The 12,787-nt window shown below is 44.6% G+C and carries 10 protein-coding genes; 3 read left to right on the top strand and 7 right to left on the bottom strand.

Annotated elements, in window-relative coordinates:
* Positions 1-226: 226 nt before the first annotated feature.
* Positions 227-862, bottom strand: a complete 636-nt coding sequence (locus HL061_RS03210) for a hypothetical protein (RefSeq protein ID WP_156770965.1) — start codon at positions 860-862, stop codon at positions 227-229.
* Positions 863-1,930: 1,068 nt separating this feature from the next.
* Between HL061_RS03210 and HL061_RS03215 the strand changes: the two genes are divergently transcribed.
* Both HL061_RS03215 and HL061_RS03220 read left to right on the top strand, forming a co-directional pair.
* Positions 1,931-3,130 carry a sugar transporter gene (locus tag HL061_RS03215; RefSeq protein WP_071001816.1) on the top strand — a complete coding sequence of 400 codons (1,200 nt, stop codon included), beginning with the start codon at positions 1,931-1,933 and terminating at the stop codon, positions 3,128-3,130.
* Positions 3,131-3,472: 342 nt separating this feature from the next.
* On the top strand, positions 3,473-5,350 hold the full coding sequence (locus tag HL061_RS03220; protein ID WP_071001817.1) for an autotransporter domain-containing protein: 1,878 nt from the start codon (positions 3,473-3,475) through the stop codon (positions 5,348-5,350).
* A 151-nt stretch (positions 5,351-5,501) separates the two neighbouring features.
* Here HL061_RS03220 and arfB read toward each other — a convergent pair whose 3' ends face one another.
* From arfB to HL061_RS03250, 6 genes are all read right to left on the bottom strand, one after another.
* On the bottom strand, positions 5,502-5,915 hold the full coding sequence (arfB, locus tag HL061_RS03225; RefSeq protein ID WP_071001818.1) for an alternative ribosome rescue aminoacyl-tRNA hydrolase ArfB: 414 nt from the start codon (positions 5,913-5,915) through the stop codon (positions 5,502-5,504).
* Between the two features lie 58 nt (positions 5,916-5,973).
* Positions 5,974-6,846 (bottom strand): CoA ester lyase, encoded by an 873-nt coding sequence (locus HL061_RS03230; RefSeq protein ID WP_071001819.1) that lies wholly within the window; start codon positions 6,844-6,846, stop codon positions 5,974-5,976.
* Between the two features lie 205 nt (positions 6,847-7,051).
* A complete protein-coding gene (locus tag HL061_RS03235) occupies positions 7,052-7,816 on the bottom strand; it encodes an SDR family oxidoreductase (RefSeq protein WP_223335268.1) in 765 nt (254 codons plus the stop codon).
* A 43-nt stretch (positions 7,817-7,859) separates the two neighbouring features.
* Positions 7,860-8,642, bottom strand: coding sequence for an SDR family NAD(P)-dependent oxidoreductase (locus HL061_RS03240; RefSeq protein ID WP_252962521.1), 783 nt, complete (start codon positions 8,640-8,642; stop codon positions 7,860-7,862).
* A 3-nt stretch (positions 8,643-8,645) separates the two neighbouring features.
* On the bottom strand, positions 8,646-9,653 hold the full coding sequence (locus HL061_RS03245) for an NADP-dependent oxidoreductase (protein WP_071001822.1): 1,008 nt from the start codon (positions 9,651-9,653) through the stop codon (positions 8,646-8,648).
* 22 nt (positions 9,654-9,675) lie between these two features.
* On the bottom strand, positions 9,676-11,481 hold the full coding sequence (locus tag HL061_RS03250; protein WP_093068268.1) for an acyl-CoA dehydrogenase: 1,806 nt from the start codon (positions 11,479-11,481) through the stop codon (positions 9,676-9,678).
* 283 nt (positions 11,482-11,764) lie between these two features.
* Here HL061_RS03250 and HL061_RS03255 point away from each other — a divergent pair, with 283 nt between their 5' ends.
* Positions 11,765-12,775 carry a helix-turn-helix domain-containing protein gene (locus tag HL061_RS03255; protein ID WP_252962522.1) on the top strand — a complete coding sequence of 337 codons (1,011 nt, stop codon included), beginning with the start codon at positions 11,765-11,767 and terminating at the stop codon, positions 12,773-12,775.
* Positions 12,776-12,787: the final 12 nt, after the last annotated feature.

Below are 12,787 nucleotides of genomic sequence, written 5' to 3' on the forward strand. Positions count from 1 at the left end.
AATTCCTCAGCTGTAGCACGACCAGTATGTCCTTGCATATAGTATGCGATGACTTCAAGCTTAAAGTCTAGATCGTAGCGCATAAAAATACCCCATAAGTTGTGTCCAACTTATGGGGGGCAGTTCAGATAAAGTGAGGCTTTTTTATACTGAGTCTTCTAATTTATACTAAGGCTTCTTAGTCGATGAGCTTAGATTATTATACTCTTCATATACTCACAGCATTTTAGATACTGCTGGATTTTGGTAAGCCATAATCTGCATGATCAACCACATGGTTGTTTTGTTCAATCGTCAGTCGATAACCTTTGATAACACCATCGTATGGCAAACTGCCCTCATACTGCTGATAATGCTCGCAGATGCTGTCTTGAATCACTGATTTACGTTGAGCATCGTCTAATTTGGCAAATCCATCTGGGAGAGGTATGTGAGCCAAACGTGCAGCATTACCACGAGACACCCAATTATCGACACTCGTAAAGGTAAAATCCACTTGCGCTCGTAAGCTATATTTAGGTAGCGTATTAGAGTGGTTCGTCAAGTCATTTTTAATCTGAGCAATATCTTCTGCGAATGGTTGATACGGTATCTCAAGCACGACAAATAGCTTTGCCAAAAACTCATCAGCGGTAAAGTATTTGTCCATATAGCTGCTATCAAGTCCAAGATACCTATGCGACAGTACATGGCGCAGGCGGTCACAGGCAGGAATGGTATGCTTGATAGGATAACCCATGGCGCTGACAATATCTTGCGAACGTAGCTCAAGTGTGGCTATCTGATTGATCGCATATTGTGCTAAGAGATGGCGTGGGTGATAACGGCGGGTATATTGAGATTGGTTGGCAATGTGGCTCATGATATTGAACACCTTAGACTCCTATAACTCCGACGAAAAAGGTTGATATACGCCCAAATGGGCAAAAAATCAGGCACAAATGAGGTTGTCGGAGTACAGGCTCATGCGCTTTACCAAGGTTATTTTATATCGTGCTGGAAGTTGCAAGGTTTATTACGCTGCCATGAAACGGTTGTCACGGACGGCAATAACAAAACTGTTAAACCCACGATAGATCGTTCAATGATGATAGCACAACAGATAGCAGAAAATAAATACCGATATGTTTACTTATTAGAACTCTTGCAAAAGTACCAGTTCATTGACTTCCACTGACGGAGTTACAAGGGCTGACGATGACTTATGCAAGAAGTCTATTTTTCAATAGTAAATGGTTAGGTTTTTAGATTAAAAAAACTAGGGCGTGTTGAACATTCGACCATGGCACTGACAGCGACTATTTTTTAGGCGACTCGATGTTAAAAATAATAAGTTTAGTCACTCTAAGCGCTTATTTTTTACGATGAAGCGGCAAAAAAGAGTCCTGTCCCCTGCTTTTATCGTTGGGGCTGATGCTAAAATTGCCCCATACTGCGTTACAAATCTCGCTAAGGCATCTGCATTATCGTCGCTTTGTGCCTTGTCTGGAACCATTTTAGCGATCAGCAGTGCCTATTTGCAAATGTTCAACACGCCCTAATATTGAGTTTTATTTTCCTATATCTATTGCGTATTTTTATTAACTCTCTTTTCCTAGGCCTTTCATGCTGAGCTTTAGGTTAACAATCCTTATCAAAAAACATCTTTTACAATCGACTTTGGCTTGCTATCTTGCCTCGCGACGCTTGTATTCCAAGAATACCTGCCCCACCTTGACTTGTCACCCGCTGTATTAGGGCGTGTCCCTATTTTAAAAATGGTGATAAAGATAATATAAATCGCAGACAAACAAGGAAAGTAGCTGGCTAATATCGAGATATTGACTAGCTATTTGACGCCGTTTGTCAAAGATTTAGCCATTTTTAGCCCATTTAGTGATAAACGTTTGAATTAGGGACACGCCCTAGCACCTGCTTTGTATTGGATTTTATGACACATAACCTTGAGGCGAGCGCGAACGCTCGCCGAACTCAGTATTTTCAAGTATTTTTGATGGGCGTTAGTGCCTTTATTATGAACACCACAGAATTTGTCCCTGTGGCGCTATTGAGCGATATCGCCCAAGATTTCTCTATTACCACAGCAGAAACGGGCTGGATGTTGACGCTCTATGCTTGGATTGTGGCAGCGATGTCATTGCCGCTGATGCTATTGACCAGTCGATTTGAGCGCAAACGGTTACTCTTAGGACTGTTTGCCGTCTTTATTGCCAGTCATATGCTATCTGTATTTGCATGGAGCTTTGATGTACTGCTCATTAGCCGAGTTGGGGTTGCGCTGTCGCATGCGATATTTTGGTCCATTACAGCAGCAATCGCCATACGTGTGGCACCCGAAGGCAAGAAAGCCATGGCGCTGAGTGTGCTCGCAACTGGGACGTCGCTTGCAATGGTACTCGGTGTGCCGTTGGGACGGTTGGTTGGTCAATGGTTTGGTTGGCGCGCGACATTTGGCGGCATTGGTGTCATTGCGCTTGTCGTCTTTATTTTGCAAGCGAAACTATTACCTACCTTACCAAGTATGTTTGAGGGATCTTTTAGAAAGATTCCAGAACTACTCAAGAACCCCTTACTAGTCTGTCTATATTTGCTTATCTTGCTCGTCTTTACCGCACACTATACGGCCTACTCTTACATAGAACCCTTTATGCGTCAGGTCGGTAATATCAGCGAAAACGCAGCTACTTTTGTGCTACTACTGTTTGGGGCAGCAGGCATTGTGGGCAGTGTGATATTCAGTCGTTGGGGTGATAGATATAACACCCAATTGATGCTGGTATCTACGATATTAATACTTGTCTCTATGCTGACATTGCTGTTTGTCGTGACCTCGGTATGGGCGCTTAGTGTTAGTGCACTGCTATGGGGCGCGGCACTCATGCTACTGATTATCTCAATGCAGGCAAAAGTCATCATGGTCGATGTCAATGCACAAGACATGCTGATGGCGATGTTCTCAGGTATTATCAATTTAGGTATTGGAACAGGCGCTTTGTTTGGTGGCTATGCAGTGACGCATATCTCGATATCAAGCGTGGGTTATGTCGGCGCGGCTATTGCGAGTATCGCTCTGCTCCTAATGTTATTTATGATAAAACGCTTCCCTGAGTTGAGTCGGCGACTTGGCTAAGTGTAATCTATCTATTGATACCGATGCTTTGTGAAGGATTAAAAGTAGTGATGTATGTAATAAAATGGTTAGGTAATAGTACAGCCTTGCAAGGCTTGCTAGATTTCTTCTAAGGATATAGTCGAACCACTATTGAAGTGTTACAGCGTTAGACTCGTTTAGCCTACTACTGTGGTACTTGCAATCGTCTGCCTTGTACCACTTTTAATATTGATTGACTATACAAAAGTTGTAAAAATAAGACAATATTCTTTTGATGTTGTAATCAAAATGATTGCTAGCCTTCTAAAAAATAGTTACACTCCATTGACAATCTATTACATTAATGACAAGGATGTCGCTATGCCCCGTAATACCGCTCGCTCCATAGTTGGTCATACTACTCTCAAAAATTTTAACAAAAGCATGCTTGCCATCAGCCTATCTATCGCTGGTATTTATCACGCAAATGCTTATGACAGTGTCACCTTTTTTGGCGACAGTTTAACGGATGGCGGATATTTTAGCCCCCTCACTCAAGGTGCGTTTGGGCTTGAAGAGTCAGGTCAATTTACTACTAACCCTGATAATACATGGGCAGCGTCATTCGCTGAACAACTAGGTACTACTGCTGTCGCCAATACTTATGATGGTAGTCAGACAGGTAATAATTATGCAATTGGTGGTGCAAGAGCAGGCGTAGATGTCACTGCTTTTGGTATTCCGGTGGCCTCTGCCAATAGCCAAGTTAATAATTATATTGATAATAATCAAGTAGATCCTAATGGACTTTATGTCGTGTGGGCAGGTGCAAATGACTTGCTTGCGGCGGCTGAAGATCCTGCTAATGCCCAAGCTACGATACTTGGCGCAGTAGCGAGCCAGGCCGAAACAATTAATACACTAAAAGACAATGGCGCAAACTACATTTTAGTACCTAATATTCCTGATATCGGTCTGACGCCTAGAGCTATTGATCAAGGGCCTGTGGCACAAGCGCAAAGTACTGGCGCTACTAGTCTATATAATCAATTTATGCTTAGTGCTGCAGCAAATACTGGGGCAAATATCATACCGCTAGACACTTTTAGCTTATTACAACAAATCGCTAGTAATCCTACGGCTTATGGATTTACTAATATGACCACGCCAGCCTGTACTGAAGACTTGGTTACTGATAGCTCACTATTTTGCGGGTCAAGCAATCTAGAAACACCTGATGCCAACGAAACCTACTTTTTCGCTGATGGCATTCACCCGACCGGTCAGGCGCATCAAATGATTGCTGACTATGCAAATGCTGTTGTCACTGCCCCCAGCCTAATCGGTGTGCTGCCACATATTGCAACGACAACCGGACTTGCAACCAATGAGCGCTTACAGTCACACGTCAACCAAATCCAAAGCAGTGAGCAAAAACCTGCCCGTACACTATGGGCTGTCGGTGAAGTCGCCAATCAAGACATTGCAGGGTTTGATGGTGATAATAATACCCAAGTATTACTTGGTGTAGATTTTGCTCATCCTAATTCAGCCAATGCCGTGACAGGCTTATACGGTAACATCACCCAAAAAGACTTTGAAAACTCAGATGTCGGCACAGGTTTAAGTGATATTGATCTGGGAGAAGTTGGTTTTGGTGTCTATCATAGCAACAAGTTTGGTGGTTTACAGATAAATGGTGCTGCAGGATTTGGCAACATGGATGTCGATGTCACACGTGCTGTCACACTTGGTAGCAACCAACAACAGTTCAAGTCAAATGCTGATGGTAAACGTTATTATGCCAACCTGCAGGCAGGCTACCCATTGCAGGTAAGTAATATTGCCGTCACACCTTATATCGGTGCAACAGCGAGCCGCGTAAAAATTGACGGACTCAAAGAAAAAGAGATGTCTGGCGTTGCCATGCAGTTCGATGAGCAGAAGTACTCTACGACATACGGCAAGATTGGTATCAAAGCCAATCATACCTTGATGGAGAACCTCAACTTATTTGGTGATATTCATTATCAAAAGCAGCTGAGTGACAATCGCAAAGCGGTAACAGCAAGTTTGAATACGCTATCTAATATTAGTTTTGAGACACCTATGGTCGAAACTGATGATGATAACGTTGCCATGACACTTGGAGTGTCTAGAAGCTTTGGTCTATTAAACGCTAATGCTGGTGTCACACATTCACAAGGTGATGACGATGACTCAACCATCCTATTTATTGGACTTAATGGCGCATTCTAAATAACTATTTAATCTAGCATAACGGTATAGGTGATAATTTCTCGCCTATACCACTATAAACTCAAAAACCGCCATAATCTACGATGACTTTTGCTGTATAGCTGTTGTGTCGCAAAACCTCTCAATGACAAAAGCTAGTATCACAAATTCTCTAGAAATCTACTTTACCGCGTAAAGCTTTGGTTTTGCCGCGCTGGGTTTTTTGATCCACCCGTTTGCGTTTGGCATTCCGACTTGGTTTGGTGGGCCGTCTGGTTTTATTGACATGCGTGGCTTTATTGATAAAGCTTTGCAGCCGTTCAAGCGCATCGATTTTATTGCGCTCTTGCGTACGAAACTGCTGTGCTTTAATGATAAGTACGCCCTCTTTGGTGATACGGCTGTCTTTACTGTCTAGCAATCGTTGTTTGTACGCATCGCTTAGGCTTGAGGTGTGAATATTAAAACGTAGATGGATGGCAGAGGAGACTTTATTGACATTCTGCCCGCCTGCGCCTTGTGCGCGTATGGCACTAATCTCTACCTCATTATCATTGAGGCTAATCTGGTTATTGATAAAAATCATAATGTGCTTTTATATACGAGTAGATATGGCTCATAATAAAGCATTATAGCTTTGCCTGCTACTTTGCTAATAACCGCTGCTTCTCCAAAAGTTGACGACTGCGCGCAATCACTGGCGCATCGACCATCTCGCCATCTATTTTAAACACCGCTTGCCCGCTTTTCTCATACTCTTCTATCACCCGCGTTGCAAACGCAAGCGCTTTGTCTATCGGCTGCAAGGCTTGTTGCACAGTGGCAACTTGCTTAGAATGAATGCATAACATCCCTGCCATACCCATTTGTGACCACAAATTTACTCGATTACTTAACCCTGACTCATCTTTAAAATCAGGATAAATCGTATCGATTGGCGGCGATAGCTGATGTACTTTTGAGGTCAAAATAAGCTGATAGCGAATCTGATTGGCAACTATCTCGGCTGATGGCGTCCCTACTTGTACTTGTAGATCATTACACAGATCCAAAAACCCATAGCTAAAAGCGGCCAAACCTACTGCTTTTGCCATGCTATCGATTTGGTATAGCCCGATGGCACTCTCTATCAAAGCGATTACAGGTAAACCTGTCAGCTGATGTATGCTGTCGATATCTTCGGCGCGCTCGGCCTTAGCCAATAACACACCAGCCAAGTTAGGCATTCTCTGACAAAGCACGATGTCTTTGAAAAACTCCTCACTACCCGCTTGATTGATACGCAGCCAAATGGGCCGATAAGTTTGCTTTGCATTTTGCTCATCGTAGTAGTTTTTTAATGCGTCTCGAGCCGCCGCTTTGTCTTGCTTGGCAACGGCATCTTCTAAATCCACAATCACGGCATCTGCGCCACTAGCAAAGGCTTTTTCTATCCTATCGATGCGAGTCGCTGGCACAAATAGCCATGTTTTATTTTGAGAAATAGTATTTATTTTATGATTGGTCAATGAGTCCATATTTGACTCCTTTTGGTTATTTAAATTAATTATGCCACGGTATAGCCCATTTTTACTTCGCACTAATAGTCTATTCAATGACAAAGTAGGAAGAGTAGCTATGCAATTCATTAAAAATGAAAACAAAAAAACCGCATGAAAATTTATCTCATGCAGTTTTAAACAATTACTTTCTTATCTAACCTATGTCTTATAGATTAGCTAATTAAGCCAGCATACCACCATCGACAACGATAGTCGCGCCTGTGGTATAGCTTGAAGCGTCCGACACCAGATACAGCACCGTACCTGCCATTTCATCAGGCTCTGCCACTCGCCCTAGCGGGATCGAATGTAGCGCCATTTTTAAGACCTTATCATTGGTCGTTAGCGCTGAGGCAAACTTGGTATCCGTCAGGCCTGGTAATAACGCATTCACACGGATATTAAGTGGACCACATTCTTTGGCAAAGGCCTTGGTCATGCTAATAACTGCCGCTTTAGTGATTGAGTAAATGCCTTGCTTATCACCTGCCACCAGTCCATTGACTGACGCGGTATTCAATATAACACCGCCGCCTTGCTCTTTCATCATTTTGCCAGCGGCTGTTGACATAAAGAAGTAACCACGAATGTTGACCTCCACCGTTTTATCAAAAGCGGCTAAGTCTGTATCTAAAATATGGCCATAATACGGGTTGGCTGCAGCGTTATTGACCAAGATATCAATTTGACCAAACTCACTTTTAATATGCTCAAAAATCGCGTCAATTTGCTCCATATCTCCCACATGACAGGCAAAGGCACTGGCTTTATGACCGTCAGATTTGATGCTATCTGCGACTGCTTGGCAAGCATCGATTTTGCGGCTAGAGACAATCACGTGTGCCCCTCTTGAGGCCAGCAGACGAGCAATAGACTCTCCAATACCGCGGCTCGCACCTGTCACTAGGGCAATTTTACCGGTTAAATCAAATAAATCCTTCATCACTATTCCTTATAGTTTTAAATATTCTAGACGTTTTTCGCACAAATTATGCCAACATGCCGCCATCCAAGGTAAAGGCATGGCCATTCATAAAGCTGCTCTCGTCGCTAGCGAGCCATGCAATCGCGGCAGACACCTCGTCCACCTCACCCAAACGGCGCAGCGGACTGGCTTTGACGGTTGCTTGCTGTGCGCGTTCATTCATGGCTGCCATGGTATTGCGTACCATTGGCGTATCAATAAAGCTTGGACAGACTGCATTAAAACGGATATTGGCGCGGGCGTACTCGTGGGCTGCCGACTTGGTCAGACCCATCACGCCATGTTTGGCGGCACTGTAAGCCGATAACATGGGCGCAGAACGCAGACCAGCGATAGACGCCACATTGATTACATGACCACCGCCATTCGGTATCATACAATTGACAGCGGCACGCATGCAGTGCCAGACCCCTTTTAGATTGACGGCGATATTGCGATCAAAGTCCTCATCACTCAGCTCATGCATGGGCGAAGGCTTGTGGTCGATACCCGCGTTATTGACCACCACATCTAGACCGCCTAGCGTCTCTACCGCAAAGTCAAACAACGCACGCACTTCATCACCACTGGTCACGTCTACTTTTTTGAAGACGATACTGTTGCCCACATCTCGGCCTTGCTGGGCAACAGACTCACCCATCTCTTCTGCCATATCACCGATCACGACTTTTGCGCCGCGACTGGCCAGTAGCAGCGCGCTTGCCGCACCAATGCCTGATGCGCCGCCTGTGATCAAAATACGCTTACCCGTTACATCTGATGCAATTCCGTTTGTATTCAGTGTCATGAGTTATTCCTCTACTTTAAGTACCAGTTTGCCGAAGTTTTCACCGTTAAAGAGCATCATAAGCGTATCAGGGAATGTCTCAATCCCCTTAACGATATGATCTTTTACTTTGATGTCGCCTGACTGAATCCAGCCTGCAATCTCTTTCATGGCGATTGGATATTCTTTGATATTATCAAACACCACAATGCCTTCCATACGGGCGCGGTTGACCAGGAGTGATAAATAGTTCGATGGGCCTTTGACGGCTTCCGTGTTGTTGTATTGACTGATCGCACCGCAGATGACGATACGCGCATGTAGGTTTATTTGAGTAAGTACGTCATTTAAAATGTCACCGCCAACGTTATCAAAATAGACATCGACGCCATTTGGACAAGTTTGCTTCAAGGCTTTTTTGACGTTTTCGTTTTTATAATCGATCGTTGCATCAAACCCAAGCTCATCAACTAAGAATTTGCATTTCTCGCTACCGCCTGCAATACCAACGACGCGGCAGCCTTTGATTTTGGCAATCTGACCGACCAAACTACCAACGGCACCCGCAGCACCTGATACCACAACGGTCTCGCCTGCTTTTGGTTGGCCTGTTTTGAGCAAACCAAAATACCCTGTCATGCCCGGCATCCCAAGTACGCCTAAATAATAAGGTAGCGGTGCAAGATTTGGATCAACTTTATGCAATCCTGTGCCGTCACTGACCGCATATGACTGCACGCCATCGTGACCTGCGACATAATCCCCAACGGCAAATTTCTCATGCTTACTTTCAATCACCTCGCCCACCGTACCGGCACGCATGACTTCCCCAATCTGGACAGGTTTGATATATGATTTGGCATCATTTAGCCAGCCACGCATTGCAGGATCTATCGAGATATAATCAATTTTAATCAGTAATTGACCATCGGTGATAGTCGGTATTTCTGTCTCAGTATAATCCCAAGTCTCAGTGCTTGGTGCGCCAACTGGTCTTGTTTTTAGTCGCCATTGTCTATTTATGGTTGTCATTGCTCTTTCCTTAGCGTTGTTCTTAGAACCAGTCTGCCTGCATGTCGGTGCAAACAGCGTTGTCATTGTTTAAAATGGCTATATCACGGTTAATCAACGGTAGTTCCCAATCGATGAAGTACTTCGCCGCTTGTATCTTGCCTTTATAAAAGTTTTGTTGCTCAATATCTTGCGTCGTGCTTAATAGCTGCTCAGCTTTACTGGCTTGGCGAATCCAAATCCAGCTCAACACGATCGAGGCAAAAATATTCATCAGCGCTTGGGCGTTACCAGTAAGCGTAATGGCTTCTTCTGTCTGCAACACTTTGCTTAGATGCACCAGCACTTCATGCAGCTGACCCATGTAAGGCGTTAATTTACCCGCGAGTGCCGCAGTCTCAGGCGTGGTGATATTTTCTAGATCTTGCGTGATTTCACGCTTTAATATTTGAATACCAAGACCACCTTTTTGCCATAACTTACGGAATGACAAATCCAATGCCTGTACGCCATTAGTCCCTTCATGGATAGGATTGAGACGATTGTCACGCCAAAACTGCTCAGCATGATATTCACGCGTATAACCAGCACCGCCCAATACTTGAATACCCAAGTCATTGGCTTTTGGCCCATATTCAGACGGCCATGCTTTTAGTACGGGCGTAAGGAGGTCTAACAATTCGGTCAACTCATTCTTTAGGGTGTCGTCTTCGCAAGTATTGATACGGTCAATTAGGTTTGAGCCGTATAAGCACAAGGAAATACCGCCTTCAGAATAGGCTTTTTGTGCCAATAGCATACGCTTTACGTCACCATGCTGGATGATAGCAGTCGCATCATCTTCAGGTTTATTGTTCGGTGCAATGCGCCCCTGCGTACGATCTTTGGCGTAATCGAGCGAATACTGATAACCGCGATAGCCAATCATCGCCGCGCCAAACCCAACCGCAATACGTGCCTCGTTCATCATCTTGAACATATAACGCAGGCCAAAATGCTCATCACCGATCAGGTAGCCGTAACAATCGCCCGCGTCACCAAAGCTCAATGCCGTCGAGGTTGCCCCTCGATAGCCAAGTTTATGAATCAGTCCTGTCAGATGCACGTCATTGCGCTCGCCGACAGACATATCATCGTTCAAACGGTACTTTGGCACCGCAAATAAGGAGATGCCTTTTACCCCACTAGGGCCACCTGGAATCTTGGCCAATACTAAATGCACGATATTGTCAGACAGTTCATGGTCCCCTGCTGAGATATAAATCTTGCTGCCTTTGATGCGGTACGAGCCGTCGTCTTGTTTGACAGCGGTGGTCTTGATGTCAGCAAGTGACGAGCCTGCATGCGGCTCTGTCAGCGCCATGGTTCCAGTGAACTCGCCTGTTAGCATACGCGGCATAAAGGCGGCTTTGATATCATCACTGGCAAAGTGAGAAATGACATTGATGGCTGCAGTGGTCAAAAATGGATAGGCGGTCGTCGACGGGTTGGCTGCCATAAAATAGCCTGCCACCGCGGTCATGATTGTCTCAGGCAGCTGCATACCACCGTCTTCAAAACTGTAACGACCAGCGATAAAACCTGAGTCACGAAACGCATCAAAAGCGACTTTGACATCGCTTATCATGCTGACTTTTTTGCCATCGAACTGCGGCTCATTCTTGTCTGCCAAGTGATTGTGCGGCAAAAATAAATCCGTTGCGATCTTATTTGCGGTATCTAATACCGCATCAAAGGTCTCGCGGCTGTGCTCTGAGAACTTTGCGTGCTCAGTGAGGGTTTGTGTTCCTAGCACATCGTACAGCTGGAACGGTAACTCAAAGTCGTTGATAAGGGTATCTGTGGCCATAGTCGTCTCTTTTAGTTTCTTTTGATTACATGTAACGATCGTAAATCAGGCAAATCCGTTTGTATTATTACCCTCTGTCATGACCCTATCTATGATATTTACGGCATCATTGAGTCAGGCAACACAAAGGGGGTTAATGCTTATCAATTGATATTAATCTAAATTAGCGCACTGCCGTATTGTCATTTATGACATAATCATGGTCAAATGTGACATAAATTTGGAAATAATTTCTCCTATGGACGTTATGATTAGTGAGAAAAATAACAGATGCGAGTAACTGATGCCCTATTTCAAACCATTTAATGTAATCGTTCTTGGCTTCGATGGTGTGCTTGGTAGCGTGCTCGCTGGTGCCTTAGATTTATTTTCATTTACAGGGGTCAGCTGGCAGCGATTTTCAAATGAAGCGGTAGAGCCTAGGTTTAAGGTGCAAATCGCAAGCTTAGGCGGCGGTGATATCAGATGTAGCAACCGCTTAATGATGCGAGCGCACTGCGATATCCAAGATGTCACGGAGTGCGACTTGTTGCTGGTGCCCACCATTGGCGACTCTATTGATAAGGTATTGAAGCAAAATAATGGGCTACTACCCCACCTAAAGCGACTGGCGAATACCAACGCGGATATTGCCAGCAACTGTAGCGGAGCTTTTTTCTTGGCGGAGGCAGGGCTATTAGATCATAAAGTCGCCACCACCCATTGGGGCTATGCCAATAAATTTAAGGCAGACTTTCCACTGGTGGACTTACAAGAGAACCAGTTTGTCACTCATGCAAGCGATGTGCTGGGTAGTATATTTTGTGCAGCAGGCGGCAGCGCCTTTTATGATTTGGGGCTATTATTAATAGAGCGCTACTGCGGGCGAGAGATCTCTACACAAGTGGCAAAAACTCAGATTATTGATAGCAAACGAGGCAATCAGAATAGCTATACCAACGTGACTTTGCATAAGCCGCATTCCGATCAGTTGGTCAAACAAGTCCAAGAATTTATCGAGCAAAACTTTCGTCAGCCCATACAAGTCAGCAGCCTAGCTGCCATGGCAAATATCACTCCGCGCACTTTGAATAGACGCTTTCAGGCCAGCGTCGCGATGCGACCCGTTGAATATATTCAGGCCGTCAGAATTGAGCAAGCCAAGCGCTTGCTCGAATTGGGAGATGTGAGTATCAAGTCTCTTGCCGATCAAGTCGGCTATGATGATATCTCTTCGTTCACACGCCTGTTCAAACGGGCAACAGAGTTGACGCCTAAGGAATATCAAGATAAGTTTTCACGGCTGGCGATTTAGAGTCTGTTAGTT

Origin of the sequence: Psychrobacter sp. PSP, assembly GCF_024085615.1 — a bacterium.
GTDB lineage: Bacteria > Pseudomonadota > Gammaproteobacteria > Pseudomonadales > Moraxellaceae > Psychrobacter > Psychrobacter pacificensis.